Raw genomic sequence first — 19,052 nt, forward strand, 5'->3', positions numbered from 1 at the left:
GTTTTGCAGCAACCAGTACGCTCTTTGGTCATTGCATATAACTCTCAGATTCGCGAACAATCCGATCAGCTCGACGATTTCAGCTTCCTCTACTTTATGAGGTCCTTCCATTACATAACCGTGAAGCTGTTCTTAAGGTATCCCATGCTGTTCGTTCCGTTAGTCCCGCCAACCTACACCTCTAGCAGCGCAACCAGTATCCCGTCCCGCTCATCGACGCTGTAGCAGGCCAGCGACTTCGTCGGCACGTTCAAGCACGCGCCTGTCTCGGTATGGAATTCCCAGCCGTGCATTGGACAGTACAGCTCGCCGCCCTCCGCCTCCACCCACGCACCCGCGTGAGGACATAGGCGTGACATCAGCCGGTAGCCGTCAGCCCCCTTCATCAAATAGTACGGACGATGCTCCAGACTTACCTCTGCAGGCAGCTTCACGAACTCAGACACTGCTCCCAGGACGACTTCTTTCATACTTGATTCTCCTCCTCTTACTTACTCGTGATCAACCATCTTGCAACCAGAATACCAAAATGTCGAGCAATGGAGAAGTAAACAATGATGAAAAAAGCTCTGTATCGATGAACAGAGCTTTTGCAACAATCCCTATCATTTCTCAAGCGCTTCTTTAAACGCACGAACAGCTTCCGAGCTGCGAATGTGCTCCTCTGAAGATTCGTACCTGCCTTGTAATTCAAGGAAATCAAGTAAATCGTCCACCAGCTTCCCGTACGAGAAGTCAGGTAGATCCAATAGCGACTTTCCTTGTATTGCAATTCGAGAGTCTTGTTGTGCCAGTTGATGGACGTGTTGCTTTGCTGCTGCCGCATGATAGACGGCGAGCTGTTCGTCCTCAGATAGCTGTGCATACGCCTCATGAACCTCGGAGGGTGCTTCTGGAGGAGGGAATAGGAAGAGCTCTCCCCGCCCAACACTGTAATTACCATCTCCATCTAGATCCTTGAATTGATCATCGTGTACAACCAAGTTCCAAGCGCCTTCTTCGGTAAGCTGCGTGACGTGAATCGGGCTGGCTTGACCATGATAAACTCTCAACGTTTCGAGCTGATTAAGAGTTAGTGTAGCCATGAATTGCTTGGCATTCAATGCTTTGGACTGCTCACGTTGAGACACGATGGCCTGAAACTCGGCTCTGACTTGTTCATTCACATTGCGATGCTGACGTCCTTTCTCTAATCGGCTGTGAGTCGAGTAGGAAGCTGGTGAATGAGCATTAATTTGCATAGGGTATCACTCCATACCATATTTGTCTATTAATGTGTATTATATAACGAACGACCAGTTAAAGAAAGCCCCCGCACCTGAATCAGGCGCAGAGGCTCATCACTACCATCTATCTTAACGCGCGCTGGTTCTTACATTCGCAACAACGATCAACATATCCACGTAGTCGCGAAACTGCCCACTTATTCACCCGCGCTTTGCCACGCTATTCCGCGCTATGCCGTACTACCCCTGCCCACCGCCGCGGTGCGCCTGCAGCCTATGGCTGAGCGCCTTCGTCGCGCTGTACACGTCCTTGTACAGCGCGAACAGCTCGCGGTACTTCGCCGCGTTCGCCGCGACCGGCTCGAACCGCCGGTCGTAAGCCACGAACGCCGAGGCACACTCGCCGAGGCTCGCGAACCAGCCGCAGCCGACGGCGGCCAGCATCGCTGCGCCGAGCGCAGGGCCTTGCTCCTGCGTCAGCTTGACGACAGGTGCGTTGAAGATGTCGGCCTGCATTTGCAGCCAGACGTCATTTTTGGCTCCGCCGCCGATCGATACGATCGTCTCCACCTCGATGCCTGCTTCACGGAAGCTCTCAACTGATTCGTTCAGCGAGAACGTAATGCCCTCCATCACAGCGCGTACGAGGTGCGGACGACGGTGCGAGCCGTCCAGACCGATGAAGCTGCCGCGGATGAGTGCATCCGCATGCGGCGTCCGCTCGCCGACGAGGTACGGCGTGAAGAGCAGCCCATCCGAGCCGGCCGGCACCGACTCAATGCCCGCGAGGAACGACTCGAAGCTCTCGTTCGGGGCGATCGTCTTCTTCAGCCAATCGAGACTGTAGCCTGCACCGAGCGTAACGCCCATCGCGTAATAGCCGTCCGGCTGCGAATGATTGAAGAAGTGGAGCTTCCCTGCAAAATCCTTCTCTTCCGCCTCATATGCAAGAATGACGCCCGACGTTCCGACGCTGCACAGTGTCGCGCCCTTGCCGACGATGCCTGCGCCGACTGCACCGCACGCATTGTCTGCGCCACCTGCGAACACCTTCGTCTCCGCAGATAGACCCACCTCGGCCGCCACGTCAGGCAGCAGCGTTCCGACGTTATCCAGCGATTCCACGAGCTCCGGGCATAGACTCGCCTGCAGGCCGAACGCCTCCAGCATGTCTGGGCTCCAGCGCTTGCCGATCACATCCAGCAGCAGCGTGCCTGCCGCATCGGTCATGTCCATGTGCAGCTTGCCCGTTAAGCGGTAACGCAAGTAATCCTTCGGCAGCAGGAACACCGCCGCCTGCGCGAACAGCTCCGGCTCATGCTCCTTCACCCATAGCAGCTTCGGCAGCGTGAAGCCTTCCAGCGCCGCATTCTTCGTAATCTCAAGCAGCCTCGCGCCGAGCTTCGCCTCGATCGCACGGCATTGCGGCGTCGTCCGCGTGTCGTTCCACAGAATCGCCGGCCGCAGCACCTGACCCTCCGCGTTCAGCAGCACGAGGCCGTGCATTTGACCCGAGAAGCTGATGCCCTCTACGTCGCCTGGCTGCACGCCGCTTCGCTCGAGCACCTCGCGAATGGTAGCCAGCGTCTCCTGCACCCAATGCTCCGGCTCCTGCTCGCTGTAGCCCGGTTGCTCATGGATGAGCGGATACGGTCTTGACGCTTCCCCGCACGCACGCCCCTGCTGATCGATCAGCAGCGACTTCACCGAGCCTGTACCTAGATCGATACCGATCACATATTTCATCGTTCCCCAGCTCCTTTACACCGAGAACATGTACTCGTTCAGCTCTGCCTTAATACGCTCCAGCTGGCCGGACTTGTTGCGGATCGTATCGTTCGCAAGCGCATACTGCTCCAGCTTGTGGAAATCGGTCGTGCCCGCGATGATCTCCGCGCCGATGCCGCTGGCGAACGTGCTGTAGCGCTCCTCAACAATACGCTCGAAGTAGCCGTCCTCGATCAGCTTCGCTGCCACCTTCAAGCCCTTCGCGAACGTATCGATGCCCGCGATATGCGCGTGGAACAGATCCTCAGGCTCGAACGAGGAGCGTCTCACCTTCGCGTCGAAGTTGACGCCGCCCGAGCCAATGCCGCCGTTCTTCAGAATCTCATACATCGCCAGCGTCACCGAGTACACGTCGGTCGGGAACTCATCGGTATCCCAGCCGAGCAGCAGGTCGCCCTGGTTCGCGTCGATCGATCCAAGCATCCCGTTGATGCGGGCTACACGTAGCTCGTGCTCGAACGAATGACCCGCGAGTGTCGCATGGTTCGCTTCAAGATTCAGCTTGAAATGCTTATCAAGACCGTACTTCTGCAGGAACGCAATCGTCGTCGCCGCATCGAAGTCGTACTGGTGCTTGGAAGGCTCCTTCGGCTTCGGCTCGATCAGGAATTGGCCCGTGAAGCCGATCTCCTTGGCGTACGCCACCGCCATATGGTAGAAGCGCGCCAGATTATCAAGCTCAAGCTCGAGGTTCGTGTTCAGCAGCGACTCATAGCCCTCACGGCCGCCCCAGAATACATAATTCTCAGCGCCAAGCTCCACAGCCGTCTCCAGCCCCTTCTTCACCTGTGCCGCCGCGTACGCGTATACGTCTGCGTTCGACGTCGTTGCCGCACCGTGCACGAAGCGAGGATTCGAGAACATGTTCGCCGTGTTCCACAGCAGCTTCACGCCGCTCGCCTTCATCTGGTCCTTCAGCATCGCGACGATCACATCGAGATTCTGATTCGTCTCCTTCAACGTACCGCCCTCAGGCGCAACGTCCCGGTCATGGAAGCAATAGTACGGAATGTCCAGCTTGGTGAAAAATTCGAACGCCGCCTCGACGCGTACCTTCGCTAGATCTAGACCGCTGTAGCCGCTCCACGGACGAATCGCCGTGTCCGCACCGAATGGGTCGCTGCCGCCGCCTGTCAGCGTGTGCCAGTAAGCAACGCCGATGCGCAGATGCTCCTCCATCGTCTTGCCCAGCACGACCTCCGACTTGTTGTAATGCTTGTAGGCGAACGGGTTCTTCGTCTGTCTACCTTCGAATTGAATATTCTGCACGTTAAAGTAGCTCATAATTAGGGCCTCCCTGACCGGAATTCATATTGGTTGTTATCGCTTACCTGTATGTTAGCACGACTAACTTAGTTTGTCTAGTAAACAAAGTAAGTCGCAATGTTTTTTTGCTGAAAACGTGCTATGATGGGTACAACAACGTGTTCGCTATTGAAGGAGAGCTTATGAAAATCACCGGAGATCATCAGCTGATCAAAAAAATTAACAAGTACATCGTCCTCGATATGATACGCCGTCACTACCCGATCTCCCGCGCCGACATCTCGGCGAGGTCGGGGTTGAACAAGGCGACCGTCTCGGCGCTCGTCAACGAGCTGCTCGAGAGCAGTCTCGTCACCGAGACCGGACTTGGCGAGTCGAGCGGCGGCCGCAAGCCGATGCTGCTGTTGTTCAACGATCAGGCGGGGTATGCGATCGGCGTCGATCTCGGCGTCAACTACATCCTGGCGATGATCACGGACTTGAGCGGCAACGTCGTGAAGGAGCGCAAGGTCGAGCTGACGGACCTCAGCGTCGAGAGCGTGCTCGACAAGCTGAAGAAGACGATCCATGCGCTCATCCGCAAGGCGCCTCCTTCCCCGTACGGCATCGTCGGCATCGGCGTCGGCGTGCCGGGACTCGTCGACGATCAGGGCGCCGTCCTGTCCGCGCCGAATCTCGGCTGGGACAACGTGCCGCTCCGAGAGCTGCTGCAGACCGAGTTCGGCGTCGAGGTCGAGATTGACAACGAGGCGAACGCCGGAGCCTTAGGTGAAAAAGAGTTCGGAGCCGCCCGCACCGTCTCGAACCTGCTGTACATCAGCGTCGGCATCGGCATCGGTGCCGGCATCATTCTCGGAGACTCGCTGTATCGCGGCGTCTCCGGCTTCTCCGGCGAGGTCGGGCACATGACGCTCGCCGAGGACGGCATGCGCTGCGGCTGCGGCAACCGCGGCTGCTGGGAGACGTTCGCCTCGGAGAAGGCGCTGCTGCACAAGGCGCAGGCCTCGCTGCCCATAGGCAGCGGCGAGCTGCCCAGCCTGCCGCTGCTCTTGCAGCAGGCGAAGCGAGCCGACGCGGACGCTGAGAAGGTACGCGAGCTGTTCGCGGGCATCGGACATTGGCTCGGTGTCGGCATCGCCAATCTCGTCAACGTGTTCAACCCCGAGCTGGTCGTCATCGGCAACCGGATGTCGCTCGCCGGTGAATGGATGACCGCTGCGATCCACGACACGCTCGACTCGCGCAGCCTCGCATTCCACCGCAAGCATACGTCGATCGCCTACTCCGAGCTCGGCATGTCCTCCTCTGCGCTCGGCGCGGCATCGATGGCGATCAACAGATTTTTCTCATCGATGAAGGCGACGTGGGAGTAGAGGAGGTACTGCAATGATGGTCATCAAAGGAAATCAGCAATAAAACACATTGAGCTGTGAAGCAAACGAACCACAATGCCACTATATGGTGGTGTGGTTCGTTTTTTGTTCAATGATTTGCCACATTTTATTATTTACATAATTTACTTTTTTTGTATAGTATCCTAAGAAAGAAAAATATTATAGATTTGGAGGAATGTAAATGAAGAGTCTTCGTAAAACATGTATTTCAACCGTAATGATTGGAGCGTTCGTACTAGCAGCTGGAACTTCTTATGCAACTAGCAGCATCATCTACGATGGCGGAACAGGCTGGAGTCAAGGTCACAGCAGCGGATCTGCTATTGTCGTGCCAGGCTCAACGTCTTGTGGATTTGATGGGAAGATGCGCTGGACACAGGGTGAATCAGCATATAGTGACGAATCGGTTTGGGGCAAATGGAGCAATCAGAATGTGCCCGTCTGGGCGGACTCTAGCTTCCAATATCAAGTATATATTCCAAACTGCAATTCAAACGCCTCTGTGAAATACGGCGTCGTCTATGGCACATCATCACAAAAAATAGCTGTTGATCAGGCTCGCTATTCAGATGAATGGGTCAATCTAGGTACATATTTCATCCCAAAGGATAAGAATGGACCCGCGAGCTTTATTACATTAGATACATGGAGAACAGGCACATCATACAAAATAGGCTGGGATGAAGCGGCGTTCTATACTCACTAACATATCATGAGAGGTGAAAACCAATGAAAAAAAATCTACTTATAACGTATTCCATCCTACTTGGCTGCATAGCAGGAGCCGTAGCCTTCGTTGCTCCTGAAGTGAAGATGAACGGACAAGCAGCCGCATCCGTCACCTTACCTGAGCATGCCACAACGAAAGCCGAGTTCGAAAAGTCAAAAGATATCATCAGCAGTATTCCGGTGTTAATGGACAAAGCCATGCGCACGAATCAACAGTACAAAGTACTAGAAGGTGTCGTTTCGATCCGACTAGAGGAAAGAGGCGAAGAGGAGCGCATTGACCTCACTATCAAGCAACCGGATCAGTTTTATGTAAGACGCACTCCGAATTCGAACAATCCGGCAGATTATGAGGAAGCGATCAATGATGGAAGTACCGTTCACATCAAGGATCATAAAGGAAAAATTAGCACATCAAAGCCCTTCAGCAAGCATCCATCGGAGAACTTTTCTGATCTTAACAAAAAAATAAATCCGGACTACAACGGAACCTACTTGCCGATCGGTGGGGTAAATGAAATGCTCCATCCGGAAATGTTCATACAAGGCATGCTCACTCGTGGCGTCGTTACGGTACAAGGAGAAGAACAATTTCTAGGCAGAGTTACAACCGTAATTGTAGTTGATTTGAAGAATGGTAAATTAGGTGACAGGGTTACATTCTGGTTCGACAACGATACCGGCATTATTTTAAAGATTGTTGACTCCGATGGAGATCGACCTATTCGCACAATGGCCTTCGAGTCGATCAGCTTCTCGGAGAAACCCAAGCCGCATGCATTTCAGTTAAAATAAAAAAGCATTCAAAACCTTCAAGAGCGGAATGGCATCAGCCATTCCGCTCTTCGTCTTGCTATCACCCACCAGCCGCCTACAGCACCTCGCCCGCCTCAAGCGGGCGAGGCGTGTCGCACGTGCCGTCCATCGTATAATGGACGCCCTGCTCTGATGCGTCATGGAAGCCATGCATTGCGTCGAGCACGTGATACGCCAGCTCCCCACTTGCCCGGTGAGGGCGGCCCTGCATAATGGCTTGTGCCATCTCGGCAACGCCGATGCCACGGCTGTTGTCCGTGTAGCCGTGCGTCAGCTCGACCTCCTCCCAATCGCTCGCCCCCGCCTTGCGCAGCAGCACCTTACCGCCGAACGTGTTCGGGTCCGGCACTCGAAGCGTGCCCTCGCTGCCATAGATCTCAATATTAGGGAGGTTGCTCGCGCCAGCCTTAATATCGAAGCTCGTAATGAGCGTCCCAATCGGCCCGGAGGCAAAGTCAAGCACGCCCGCCACATGCGTCGGCGTCTTCACGTCAATGACTGTTCCCCGCTTCGGCTCACTCAGAACGGTCCGCTGCGGGAATGAGATGCGTGCCGAGCCGGTCACTCGGCGGATCGGCCCAAGCAGCGTCACAAGCGCGGTCAAGTAGTATGGACCCATATCGAACATCGGACCGCCGCCTAGCTCGTAATAGAACGCTGGGTCCGGATGCCAATACTCGTGCCCCCGGCTCATCATGAAGCCAGTCGCGGCGACGGGCACCCCGATCGCGCCTTCGTCGATCAGCTTGCGGCACGTCTGAATGCCGCCGCCAAGGAATGTGTCTGGCGCACAACCGACACGAAGCCCCTTGCTCGCAGCGAGCTCCAGAATGCGGCGGCCTTCCTCGCGGGTGACGGCGAGTGGCTTTTCCACATAGACATGCTTACCCGCTTCCAGTACCTGCAGACATACGGTAGCATGAACTGCTGGAATCGTCAGATTAATGATGATGTCAATGCCCGGATCGGCAAGCATTGCTTCTACCGTCATCGCACGTATGCCGTGCTCCTCTGCCTTGGCCTCCGCCCGCGACATGTCAATATCGGTGCAAGCGGTAATTTCCATACTCTCAAACATTCGACAATTTTTTAAATAAATGCGGCTAATATTCCCGCAACCGATAATTCCCGCCTTCAATTTATTCATCCATTACGCCTCCTGTACTCTAGCATTTATATAACTTGCTCCAGACTTGACGCTGTGCGAGCCGCAAGTGTTGTACATCTTCATGTCCCCTAACTGCGCGCCACTAGGCTGCAACCTGCAAGCCTCAGCTACACCTGGCTGTCGCCCATACCTGTATAGGCACCCGCTGCGCCTACCGCTCCACCGTTCGCTGACTGCTCTGCAACAAGCCGCTTGCCCTCTGCCGCCCACAGGAAGCCACGGCGCATCAGCTCGGTCACGACTGGCATCTCGATAATGTTCGCTTGATGTCCCAATGAATTGTAGAACACGCGCCCGACGCCCCAACGCTTCGTCCAGACGACTGGCATGTCAATCGGCTTGTTGAGCGAATGTGGACCTGGCGCAACCGGGAAGCGCGTCGTAGCCAGCACCTCCACCGCCGGATCGACATGCATATAATATTGCTCGCTGACGACGTCGAAGTCGTCGATGCCATCCACGATGCTGCTGCTGCCTGGCACGATATGTACGCGATACGACACGCCGTTATTGCCCGGATGCGCAACCCAATTGCCGCCAGTCATGAACTGCCAGTCCACATTCGTCCGGAACGCATCGCACATGCCGCCGTGACAGCCCGCAAGTCCGACGCCCGCCTGAACAGCGGCAGACACATTGTCCGCGAGCGGCTTGGCGATCTCGCCCATCGTCCAGTTCGGAATAATGAGATCTAGTCCGAGCAGCTTCTCCCTGTCAGCGAACGCATCCAGCGTGTCCGATACCTCGACCTCGAACCCTTCCTGCTCCAGCGTCATGCAGAACAACTCTGCCACCTGCTTCGGCTGATGTCCTTCCCAGCCACCCCATACGATTAATGCCTTCCTCATCGCGCTTCACGCTCCATTCGTTATAATTCAGACACCGCTACCCATCGGCGCTCCTCGATCGACTTCTCCACCGCCTCCAGCACCTGCTGGCACTTGACTCCATCCTGGAAATTCGGCACTGGCTGTCGACCCTCCTCCAGCGCCTGCATCAGCTCCACCATCTCGTGAATGAACGTATGCTCGTAGCCGATCGTATGTCCCGGCGGCCACCATGCTTCGCTGTAGGCATGCGCCGGGTCGGTAGCCAGCACACGTCTGAACCCTTGTACATCGTCCGCATCGCTAGTGAAATACACCTGCAGCTCGTTCATCCGCTCGAAGTCGAACTTCACACTGCCAAGACTGCCATTAATCTCGAACGAATTCGTGCAGCGATGTCCAGCTGCGAACCGAGTCGCCTCGAAGCTACCGAGCGCCCCGCAGTCGAAGCGGCTAAGGAACAGCGTAGCGTCATCGACCGTCACGTCGCCAAGCGGTGCGTCCTTGCTTCCCTTCGCGCTTAGGCCAGTCATCGCCGTCGGCAGCGGACGCTGCTTGATGAACGTGTCGCTCATGCCGATCACCTCGCTCATATCTCCGATCAGGAAGTGCGCGAGATCAATGAGGTGCGCCCCCAGATCGCCGTGCGAGCCGGAGCCGGCGATCTCCTTTTGCAAGCGCCATACGAGTGGGAACTCGGGGTCGAGAATCCAATCCTGTAGAAACCAGGCGCGGAAGTGATAAATACGGCCGAGCCGTCCTTCGCTGACGAGCTTCTTCGCCAGCTGAACAGCAGGCGCGAACCGATAGTTGAAGCCGACCATATGCTTGACGCCTGCCGCTTCCACAGCCTCCAGCATCTCCCGCGAGTCGGCAAGTGTAAGCGCTAATGGCTTCTCGCAAAAAATATGCTTGCCTGCCCGCGCCGCTGCAAGCGCGATTTCCTTATGCGCATCGCTCGGGGCGTTAATGTCGATGAGATCAATATCGTCCCGCTCGACAAGCTGCCGCCAATCGGTCACATATTCGTCCCAGCCGAGCTGGTCCGCCGCCTGCGCTACGCCCCGCTCGTCGCGACCACAGATGACCTTCATCTCCGGCCTTGCCACAGCAGGAAAAAACATCGGTAAATCCCGATACGCGTGGCTATGTGCCTTCCCCATAAATTTATAACCGACCATCCCAACAGAAATACGCTTCGGGCTCATGAAACGGCCTCCTTCTGATCTGAATGAGCAACAATGATTACATGGCTATTGCCATAATATACAAAAATGTACGCGCGTTCATTTTCTCACCTGATTGGTTCGTTGTCAATGCTTAATTGCGTAGTTGGTTCATATGAGACCTAGAGCACTTTTACTAGCATACACAATATCGAATCTTAAGAACTACAAAAATCATATTTTCATTAGCATTCATACTACACATTTTACAAAATTTTCAAATTAATGTTTGGACTAAAGACTTATTCTTGTGTTATTAATTCATGACCTATGCACTTCGTGGTAAGGTCTGGTAGTTTATCGGATGATGCGCAACCCAAAGAACCATCCGATAATGCTCCGGCCAAAATAAATCAATAAGTCTTGCAAACTGCTGTACATGTGTGTCACAATCGATGTAGATTCGCTGTTGCCCTTTGTGGTGTGACATGCGGACCTGACAACGAGTGTGGAAGAGGCCACGAACCATTTCGCCGTGGGTGTAGCCTTCATCACTCGTTTTTTCTTTGTTTAATTCGTATAGAGCAACGGACAGCAACGTTTCGGCCGTAAACAATAATTCGAAGTGTGCATGGTGATGGGCTTCAGTTTCGGAATGACACTTCTCCAAGGCTAGCTCCTGCTTGGCCGTACGGAAAAACACCTCGATCCGCCAACGCTTCACGTAAGTACGCAAGGCTTCTTCAGGCGCATCGAAGCGGTTGCTGATGAGCAGGTAGGCACCCTTGTAAGTCGCGGGGGCTTCCTCCTCCGTCTCGAGCAACTCGGAATCGTCTTCCTTTAAGCGCATGGCGGCTACAGCGGCAATTTGTACATAGCGCTGCTTGTTGACTTGCTTGCCTCTGCGGTTCGTTACAGGATGCGGCTGCTTCATGTAGATGTCAGGAATCGCAAGTGAAACCAGTCCTGACGCACCCTCGGCAACCAGTTGCCCGTACACTTCCCGGATGAGCATGATCGGGGTCACAGGAACGTACCGCTCCCTACCCGTACAAGGCTCGATGACCTTACGAAATAATGCCGTGTTGCGTTTAGCCTTTGTTACCCAGTCAAATTGATGCTTTTCGAGAAAGGCGAAGAAGCCTTTACACAAGTACCAGCGATCCATCGCAACCCAAAGACGGCAGGTCGCCGATTCGCGTAGCATCAAGAGCATTTGCTTGGCCAAATCGATCTTTGACAAGCCTTCGTTCTTCTGCTCAGACTTGTGCCATACGCGGTAAAACAACGGATATTCAAGTCCGCTGTGAAGTACGGCCTGAAGAACGACCACATTCATCGCCCACACATAAGTCTTCTTAGACGAGTCATACAACCAGCTTAAAAAAGGAAGCTGCTTGGCATAAGGATGAGCTAGATGCGTATCGTCCAGATTGATCACATCCCCATCCTGCAGGCGAGTGACTTCATCCTGCTGAAGCCTTGCTACTCGCTTTTTGCCAAAGGTAGTCCATGCGAAGGGGCTCGAGAGAAACCGACTCATCGTATACTGAGCAAGCTTCCATGGCTGGAACATCACTTTAAGAAGCGCATCTTGCTCGGCCAGTCTCGCCATTTGAACGACAGACGAGCAGTTACTGACAAGGCCAATCACATACAGAAAGCAGATGAGCCAGGACGGAGTACCGCTTCTTTTCATCATGCCGGATTGTGTGAGCAGGAGGGAAAGGTCAAACCGCTCCCACAAGCTTTTCAGTATGGGTGCGCCTGCGCACTCTCCATGGTTTAATTGTTTGAATCTCGGTTTTTGTAACGCTGACATTGGAAAACCACCTGTTATCTAGAAGATATACCTCGTGAAAAGGTATCCTTCGCAATTATTAGGCCGTTTTTCAAAAGTCAAGTGTTTTTTTTGGATTGAGATGCTACCAGTTAATTACTTCAACTGCATAGGTCATGATTAATTATATGGAATTCATGAATATAACATTTGAGGGAGAGATTTATGTTGAAAAAGTTGCTCGTACTTATCTTTAGTTTTGCCTTGTATGTAAGTTTCGCGTCTTCCAGCTTTGCCGCTACAATGGGACAACTTCTTGAAAGTCCCGAACCCGGATGGCAAAGATACAGCTATACCTCCGATCTCATCACATATGAGGGGACAGGTTGGCATTATGTATCATCTAATAAAGTATATACCCAGCAGAATGGAACGAGTGGAGCTAAGATCAAAATCAATTTTGTGGGCTCTAAATTTAGACTTCTGGCAACTACCTGGACGTCTTTCTCTAAATCTATAACAGTTAAAATCGATGGTGTTGTAGTCGATACGATCTCACAATATGGACCTAGTGTCTCTGGGCCTCGCCTGTCCTACGAGAAAACCGGACTAGCATATGGAGAGCACACAATAGAATTCATCAATAACACCACCCAATATCTCACGATAAATTCCTTTGATACAGATGCACCGCAAGCTCCTATCGAACCTACACTGATCGCTCAAAGTGATATTTCGAAAAACAATTTAAGCTGGACATCGTCCTCGTCGGCAACGTCCTATCACATCAAGCGATCTACAACAGCAGGCGGCCCTTATATGTCCATCGCAACCAACGTTACTGGTACCACCTACTCTGACACTGCCGTCACTCATGGAACGACCTACTATTATGTAGTCACAGCCGTGAACTCGTATGGAGAGAGCGTCCATTCGAATGAGGCATCGGCTAAACCAACAGCTCCCATCTTGAATCGGGCCCTGCTTGTAATTACGTTAGACAGCGGCCTTGAGAAAGAGTACGATGTACCGATGTCTGTCGTGAATGACTTTATCCACTGGTACAGCAACCGCGAGAATGGAGTCGGGTATGAATATTATGTGTTCAATAAAAACTATAACCTCGCCAAGTTTTTAAGTCGTAAGGATTATATCGCCTACAGCAAGATCGAAGCCTTCGAAGTGAATGAATACAGCGAGAATCCATAACCGAGCAAGTAGAAATCGGAAACAATACTTCGAATTCGACTTCAGTAGCGTTGCATAAATCATGACATCTAAAATGGTGGAATATTCAGAAATTAGTTTTCAAATTCCAAGGGCCAAAAACTTACGGGGTACCCCTGAAACAGGCAGTTGCTGTCCATTTGTAATATTCATCCTTTTCAAGTTGATGATTGGTTTTTTTTCGACTTAGGCGACTTACTGGTCTTTCTGTTTCTTCTGTCGCCCTCTCGAAGTTCGACTTGGTTTTCGCTCTACTGCTGCGACCATCCTCAGCCACGGTTGCCACATGAGTTCTTTCAAAGCCTCAATGAGTTCCGTTAACGTTCGACTCGTTCCCAGTTCTAGCTTCATAAGCAGCAGCAAGCAGTATGCAATTAAACAGATCCAAATCTGATTCATCACTGCGTTCTCGCTGTCACCGTAAAAACAGGTTAGCTTCAGGTTCTGCTTGACCCACCGGAAGAACATCTCGATCTGCCAGCGGCTACGATACAGGTCACCAAGCTCTTCTGCCGTCAGGTCGAACCGATTCGTAATGATACGGACCTCATTACCGCGACCGTCTGTGGTGACGATCATACGAAGGGGGTGCTGCATGCGCTTGTGAGCTTTGCCTAGCACGACTTTGACATCGCGGATGATGTCTGAATCTGTGTTCACCGAAAGTTCTTCCACTTCTTCGACAACAGCATTGTCCTTTAATCGTGATACGAATCGAATGCCACGCTCGCAGTAACTGTCGTATTTGCCGTAGTCCAGATACCCGCGGTCCATCAGATACGTGACGTCCGACTCATCGATCAGGACGTCCATTTGGCTGCGGTCTGCGGGCCTTGCAGGCGTAACCACTGCCTTATCCGGATAAACATGGTCGGGGTCAGCAAATGCCACTCGCAGGTGCAGTTTCACGCCTGCTTTCGTTTTTCGGAAAGTCGCCCATTTATACCGCTGTAGGCAAACGCTGATCGTAGAAGAGTCTATAATCTTGACCGTTCCGATGCGCCCTGATATCGGCCTAGCATCTCGATGCAACTGTGTAATGAGATTACAAAGGATGGCTTGAAGTACTTCTGGGTCCAGTTGATTATTTTTACGGGACAACTGGGATGCACTGATCGAAGCAATGCCGAGTTGCTTTTGAAATTCCTCGTCGTGCTCCAGCTTTCGCATGATGGAACGAAGACCCTTTCGCTTCTCTAACTGTGCTTCGATGAAGATGTACAGAAAGACTAAGGTGTCGAGCTTTTTCACATAACGGTCGAGCGTAGTCGTGCTTTGCCAATTCGGGATGATGTTTGGATTTATTGGTGCAACCCATTTACCAAATGCAGAAAATAGTGTATCCTTGTCCATGCGTATCTCCTAAGTTAGGGATTTGGACAGGGCTACCTGTTACCCTAATTTTAGGAGTTTTTTGTTACAGAGTACGACCTATTTATTACAATAATAGCACAATTTGTCCAATCTGTTCGCGTGTTAGTTTTTATGCAACGCTACTGATTCGACTTATATCTAATCGCATAAGCAAATGGCTGCCGAGCAACAGACTCAGCAGCCATTCTTGTTCCCTTCTATTGCCGCTCCGCGAGCTTCGTGCCGAGCTCGGCGGCAGCGAGCGCATACGGCGTCGTTTTTACGACAATCTTATCTCTCGAATCCTTCACGACAACCTCGACCTGAACCGTATCGGTCTCCGACTTCACCGGCTCTACAAGCTTCGCTTCGAGCTCGCCCGAGTCATCGTTGCGCTTCGTCTCGACCGGCTGTCCATTCACATGCACAATCGCCCCCGGCGGCAGCTCCACACCGCGAACGCTCAGCATAGAGCCATCCGCAGCGTGCTCCACAGCGACCGAATCAATCCGCATCGGACCGGTGCCGATCACATAATTCGGATTCTTGATCGATTGCTTGATATCACCGTAGCCGTACTGCTTGCCGAATATAATGTCGTACTGCAGCAGCTCATACGCCTTCAGCGCCTCGGTCTGGATGTTCATCGACTCATATAAGTTGGTCGGCGGAATAATCGGCGTACGCTGGGATAATTGGTATAAGAAATCGGTATAATAAGTGCCTGGACGCTCGGCCTGCTTAAGCACATAAGAGCTCAGGAATGAAGGACTCATGCTCAGATGCTCCCGCTTCCGGGGCAAATAATTGTCCCATACGAGCACAGGCACCCGGTACATCTTGTTCAAAAATTCCGGATCCTGCTCCTTCAAGTAACCTGCATCCTTGTACGCCTGATAATTCTCACCCAGACTCGGCAGGTGATCTCCGAAGAAGACAATCATCGTCGGCTCGCCCTTCGCTTCATAATGCGTCACAAGCTCCTTAAGCATCGCATCTGCACCGAGCAATCCTTGCGCGAACGTCTCCAGCAAGCCCTTCGTCTCACCCTCCACGCCGGACACTTGGATCGTATTTTCCTTAAACTTTCCCGGGTAATAATGATAATGATTTTCCATCGTATTGGCAAAAATAAAATCAGGACCGTCCGACTTCTCCTGCTCCTTAATAATATGCTTCGCTACCGAGCGATCGGACAAATAAGGACCGGCATAATCCGGCTCGAAAAATTCCTGAGATACGTACTTGGAGAAGCCGAAGTTCTCGTACACCGTCTTGCTGTTATAAAACCAGCTATGAAACGGGTTAATCGCCGTTGTCGCATAGCCTTGACGAGCAAGTATGCTCGCGATCGAATCGATGCCGCGGTCTACGTACTGATTATACGGAATGGAGCCTTGCGGCAGGAAGCGCATCGAGTTACCAGTGAGCACCTCGAATTCAACGTTCGCCGTACCGCCTCCATATTGCGGTGACAGCATCGTACCGCTCGTATATTTCTCCGCTAGCGAGCGATAGAACGGGATCGGGTCTTGACTGAACGTCACGTTCTTCATCTGTGTCGGATCCCAGAACGATTCGCTCAGCACTACGATAATGTTCGGCTTCACCGCGCTCTCGGCAGCGACCTCCTTCGGTACCGAGCCTGTGATTCCCCGAATGGTCTGCTCGCTGTAGCCTTCAGGCTCCTTCAGGGACAGAAACTTCAGATTCATCATCGTCGTTAGCAAAAATCCGTTCGTGCGCACGTTCTCCGTCTGATCCCATGCCATATTCTCGACATTCGCCAGCTTCTTCAGCGACACCGCGCCGTCATTATAGATCGACACGAGCAGCAGCAATGAAGCAAGCGCCATCGTCAACCGATGCTTCCAGTTCAGCCTGAGCGTCACCTTCGGCAGCTTGTAGATAAGCAGGAGGCTAATCACAATGAACACGACGAACGCCGAGATCACCTGGAAATTAAGCAGGCCGCTTATATATGGCGTCATATCCTTCGTTTCGCTCGTCAGCAGCAGATCCCAAGGAAGAAAGGGGACGCCCAATATTTCAAGCTTGACACCGCTTACTAAGCCGAACGCAAGACAACACGTAGATACGAGCCAGAACGATAACCGCACGCTAGCGGTCAACGCCGTTAAGAGCATGATCAGGCCGAGCACCACGAATCCGTTCAACACGAGCTCGGGAATCGCGCTGAATGTCCATCCGAACGTCTCTCCCCACTGTCCACGGCTCAGTACCTCAACGAGCAGTACCGTCCATAGGGACCATAGCAAGAGCGGCAGGCGGGTAACCGTCTGACGTCCGTATGAGCGTAAGGTAAGCTGTAATTCTCCCATATAAATCCCCACACTTATATTAATTTATTGTAAACAACTTGCACTAGTATAGCATATATCAACCGTTTGTGTATGATGTCGTATTAAAATTTTATTAATACAGAACTGGATAATTTTTCATGAATACAACAATGATGTCGACTGCTGCTCCTTATGCTAAAATAAATGTAATTACTCTGACGCGCGGTCCGGATTGGACCTGCCGCAGAGCGCAATGAACGGTGCAAAGGAGTCGCAGCCTTGAATATACATCCATATCATAACGAGCTTCACCCCTTGCTCACCCGACTCCTCGTTGACATGCAGGACTCGATCTACGTGATGGAGGTCGATCCGCAGCAGCAATTCCGCTACGTCTTCGTGAACCGGGCAGCGACGCTGTTCAGCGGCATCTCGATGGCGCATGCCGGCCGTACGTTCTTCGACACGAACGAGCCGGAGATGGCGGCCTTCCTTCATCAGAAGTACTCCCGGGTGCTGAGGGAAAGAACAAGCCTGCGCTTCGAGGACGGTGTGCGGCTGCCGAACGGCCTGTTAAGCGGAGAGAGCATTCTGACTCCGATTATGGACGAGCAAGGACGGATCACCCAAATCGTGTGCGTCACCCGCGATACGACCGAGCGTAAGCGCATGGAGGAGACGCTTCATCATTACGCCTATCACGACGAGGTCACCCAGCTGTACAACCGGCGATATTTGTTTCAGTTTGTCGTTCAGCCTGCGGTCGTCTATTTGCTCGATCTCGATCACTTCAAGAACATCAACGATACGTTCGGACACGACATCGGAGATTCACTGCTCATCGAGGCGGCGCGACGTCTGCGCGATCGGTTCGAGGACAGCTACACGCTCGTGCGGCTAGGCGGAGACGAATTCATTGTGGCCGCTCATTCACCGAAGGAGTCTGCGGAGGCTGCCGCCGAGCGCATACTGGATGCATTCCGCGAGCCATTCCGACTGCAGGACCGCTACATGAACATCAGCGTCAGCATCGGGGTCGCGGTTAATACGCAGGGCGAAGAGATCCATACACTATTGAAGCATGCCGACATTGCGCTGTATCGAGCGAAGGGCGAGGGGCGAAGACGGTACCACATTTTCGAATCGGGCTCGAGGTATGATCATCTGGTTAAATTCAAATATGAGCTTGCACTCGCGACAGCCATCGAGCGTGATGAGCTGAGACTTGCGTACCAGCCGATCTACGACTGCACCTCGAATCGTATTGTCGGCGCTGAGGCGCTCCTGCGCTGGGAGAGTGCGCTGTACGGCTCGGTATCGCCCGCCGACTTCATCCCGGTTGCTGAGGACACAGGACTCATTATTCCGATCGGCGATTGGGTGCTTCGGCAAGCTTGCCGCGACTTATCCCACCTGAAGACGCTGTTCGGTGAGCCATTTAAGATGTCGGTCAACATATCGAGGCGGCAGCTGCATGAGGAAGGCTTCATCGAACGGCTGCACAGCATTGTACTGGCGGCGCAGGTGAACCCATCCGATGTCGATCTAGAAATTACAGAAAGCATGGTCATTCATCATATCGAGGGTGTGCAGCGCATTCTGCAAACCGTCCGTGAGCTCGGCTTCACTATTACGCTCGATGACTTCGGCACCGGCTACTCGTCGCTGAGCATGCTGACGTCGCTGCCGATCGACAAGCTTAAGATCGACCGCTCCTTCATCCATCATATGAACCAATCGCTCATTTCGGCCATCCTTGCGATGGCAAGCGCGCTCAAGCTGCAGGTCGTCGCCGAGGGCGTCGAGCTGGAGGAGCAGCTGCTCCGGCTGCGCGAGCTGTCCTGTCCGTTCGTGCAAGGATATTTGATCTGTAGGCCGCTGGAGCTGCAGAAGCTCGAGGCCCAGCTGGAATTCATGTCGAATTTCGTCAAGGCATGACTTCCGTCTCGACCGATCACATGGTACACTAGTAATGCTGAACGATGAATTTTTTCTTAACTGGAGTGAAC

General features: G+C 52.9%; 15 protein-coding genes. 5 read left to right on the plus strand and 10 right to left on the minus strand.

What is annotated here, in order from left to right; all coding sequences use genetic code 11:
* Positions 1–173: 173 nt before the first annotated feature.
* The 4 genes from PAE68_RS15610 to xylA form a co-directional block, all read right to left on the minus strand.
* Positions 174–470 carry a Rieske (2Fe-2S) protein gene (locus PAE68_RS15610; RefSeq protein WP_281888422.1) on the minus strand — a complete coding sequence of 99 codons (297 nt, stop codon included), beginning with the start codon at positions 468–470 and terminating at the stop codon, positions 174–176.
* A gap of 135 nt (positions 471–605) precedes the next feature.
* Positions 606–1,241: a hypothetical protein gene (locus PAE68_RS15615; protein WP_281888424.1), complete on the minus strand. Its 636-nt coding sequence runs from the start codon at positions 1,239–1,241 to the stop codon at positions 606–608.
* A 225-nt stretch (positions 1,242–1,466) separates the two neighbouring features.
* Positions 1,467–2,972: a xylulokinase gene (xylB, locus tag PAE68_RS15620; RefSeq protein WP_281888425.1), complete on the minus strand. Its 1,506-nt coding sequence runs from the start codon at positions 2,970–2,972 to the stop codon at positions 1,467–1,469.
* Positions 2,973–2,987: 15 nt separating this feature from the next.
* The gene (xylA, locus tag PAE68_RS15625; RefSeq protein ID WP_281888426.1) at positions 2,988–4,298 is read right to left on the minus strand and encodes a xylose isomerase; all 1,311 of its coding nucleotides are present in this window, start codon (positions 4,296–4,298) and stop codon (positions 2,988–2,990) included.
* Positions 4,299–4,462: 164 nt separating this feature from the next.
* Here xylA and PAE68_RS15630 point away from each other — a divergent pair, with 164 nt between their 5' ends.
* From PAE68_RS15630 to PAE68_RS15640, 3 genes are all read left to right on the plus strand, one after another.
* Positions 4,463–5,653, plus strand: coding sequence for an ROK family transcriptional regulator (locus PAE68_RS15630; protein ID WP_281888427.1), 1,191 nt, complete (start codon positions 4,463–4,465; stop codon positions 5,651–5,653).
* Between the two features lie 202 nt (positions 5,654–5,855).
* Entirely contained in the window at positions 5,856–6,380 is a 525-nt protein-coding gene (locus tag PAE68_RS15635) for a carbohydrate-binding protein (protein ID WP_281888429.1), read from the plus strand.
* Between the two features lie 23 nt (positions 6,381–6,403).
* Entirely contained in the window at positions 6,404–7,198 is a 795-nt protein-coding gene (locus PAE68_RS15640) for a hypothetical protein (RefSeq protein WP_281888431.1), read from the plus strand.
* A 76-nt stretch (positions 7,199–7,274) separates the two neighbouring features.
* Here the strand turns inward: PAE68_RS15640 and PAE68_RS15645 are convergent, their stop codons facing one another.
* From PAE68_RS15645 to PAE68_RS15660, 4 genes are all read right to left on the minus strand, one after another.
* Positions 7,275–8,366, minus strand: coding sequence for a Gfo/Idh/MocA family protein (locus PAE68_RS15645; RefSeq protein ID WP_281888432.1), 1,092 nt, complete (start codon positions 8,364–8,366; stop codon positions 7,275–7,277).
* A 128-nt stretch (positions 8,367–8,494) separates the two neighbouring features.
* The gene (locus PAE68_RS15650) at positions 8,495–9,235 is read right to left on the minus strand and encodes a ThuA domain-containing protein (protein ID WP_281888434.1); all 741 of its coding nucleotides are present in this window, start codon (positions 9,233–9,235) and stop codon (positions 8,495–8,497) included.
* A 20-nt stretch (positions 9,236–9,255) separates the two neighbouring features.
* Positions 9,256–10,422 (minus strand): Gfo/Idh/MocA family protein, encoded by a 1,167-nt coding sequence (locus PAE68_RS15655; RefSeq protein ID WP_281888436.1) that lies wholly within the window; start codon positions 10,420–10,422, stop codon positions 9,256–9,258.
* Between the two features lie 286 nt (positions 10,423–10,708).
* Positions 10,709–12,202 (minus strand): transposase, encoded by a 1,494-nt coding sequence (locus tag PAE68_RS15660; protein ID WP_281883767.1) that lies wholly within the window; start codon positions 12,200–12,202, stop codon positions 10,709–10,711.
* 183 nt (positions 12,203–12,385) lie between these two features.
* Here PAE68_RS15660 and PAE68_RS15665 point away from each other — a divergent pair, with 183 nt between their 5' ends.
* The gene (locus tag PAE68_RS15665) at positions 12,386–13,369 is read left to right on the plus strand and encodes a hypothetical protein (RefSeq protein WP_281888438.1); all 984 of its coding nucleotides are present in this window, start codon (positions 12,386–12,388) and stop codon (positions 13,367–13,369) included.
* Positions 13,370–13,582: 213 nt separating this feature from the next.
* On the opposite strand, the gene PAE68_RS15670 is transcribed toward PAE68_RS15665, so the two are convergent.
* Both PAE68_RS15670 and PAE68_RS15675 read right to left on the minus strand, forming a co-directional pair.
* The gene (locus PAE68_RS15670) at positions 13,583–14,740 is read right to left on the minus strand and encodes an IS4 family transposase (RefSeq protein WP_281882888.1); all 1,158 of its coding nucleotides are present in this window, start codon (positions 14,738–14,740) and stop codon (positions 13,583–13,585) included.
* 218 nt (positions 14,741–14,958) lie between these two features.
* Entirely contained in the window at positions 14,959–17,082 is a 2,124-nt protein-coding gene (locus PAE68_RS15675; protein WP_281888440.1) for an LTA synthase family protein, read from the minus strand.
* Positions 17,083–17,322: 240 nt separating this feature from the next.
* Here PAE68_RS15675 and PAE68_RS15680 point away from each other — a divergent pair, with 240 nt between their 5' ends.
* Positions 17,323–18,981, plus strand: a complete 1,659-nt coding sequence (locus tag PAE68_RS15680; RefSeq protein ID WP_281888441.1) for a putative bifunctional diguanylate cyclase/phosphodiesterase — start codon at positions 17,323–17,325, stop codon at positions 18,979–18,981.
* Positions 18,982–19,052: the final 71 nt, after the last annotated feature.

Source organism: Paenibacillus sp. YYML68 (genome assembly GCF_027923405.1).
Lineage (GTDB): Bacteria > Bacillota > Bacilli > Paenibacillales > NBRC-103111 > Paenibacillus_G.

Bases quoted from the DNA above. Each gene is read 5' to 3' on its own strand.
- PAE68_RS15610 (WP_281888422.1), bottom strand. From the start codon at position 470: ATGAAAGAAGTCGTCCTGGGAGCAGTGTCTGAGTTCGTGAAGCTGCCT.
- PAE68_RS15615 (WP_281888424.1), bottom strand. From the start codon at position 1,241: ATGCAAATTAATGCTCATTCACCAGCTTCCTACTCGACTCACAGCCGA.
- xylB (WP_281888425.1), bottom strand. From the start codon at position 2,972: ATGAAATATGTGATCGGTATCGATCTAGGTACAGGCTCGGTGAAGTCG.
- xylA (WP_281888426.1), bottom strand. From the start codon at position 4,298: ATGAGCTACTTTAACGTGCAGAATATTCAATTCGAAGGTAGACAGACG.
- PAE68_RS15630 (WP_281888427.1), top strand. From the start codon at position 4,463: ATGAAAATCACCGGAGATCATCAGCTGATCAAAAAAATTAACAAGTAC.
- PAE68_RS15635 (WP_281888429.1), top strand. From the start codon at position 5,856: ATGAAGAGTCTTCGTAAAACATGTATTTCAACCGTAATGATTGGAGCG.
- PAE68_RS15640 (WP_281888431.1), top strand. From the start codon at position 6,404: ATGAAAAAAAATCTACTTATAACGTATTCCATCCTACTTGGCTGCATA.
- PAE68_RS15645 (WP_281888432.1), bottom strand. From the start codon at position 8,366: ATGAATAAATTGAAGGCGGGAATTATCGGTTGCGGGAATATTAGCCGC.
- PAE68_RS15650 (WP_281888434.1), bottom strand. From the start codon at position 9,235: ATGAGGAAGGCATTAATCGTATGGGGTGGCTGGGAAGGACATCAGCCG.
- PAE68_RS15655 (WP_281888436.1), bottom strand. From the start codon at position 10,422: ATGAGCCCGAAGCGTATTTCTGTTGGGATGGTCGGTTATAAATTTATG.
- PAE68_RS15660 (WP_281883767.1), bottom strand. From the start codon at position 12,202: ATGTCAGCGTTACAAAAACCGAGATTCAAACAATTAAACCATGGAGAG.
- PAE68_RS15665 (WP_281888438.1), top strand. From the start codon at position 12,386: ATGTTGAAAAAGTTGCTCGTACTTATCTTTAGTTTTGCCTTGTATGTA.
- PAE68_RS15670 (WP_281882888.1), bottom strand. From the start codon at position 14,740: ATGGACAAGGATACACTATTTTCTGCATTTGGTAAATGGGTTGCACCA.
- PAE68_RS15675 (WP_281888440.1), bottom strand. From the start codon at position 17,082: ATGGGAGAATTACAGCTTACCTTACGCTCATACGGACGTCAGACGGTT.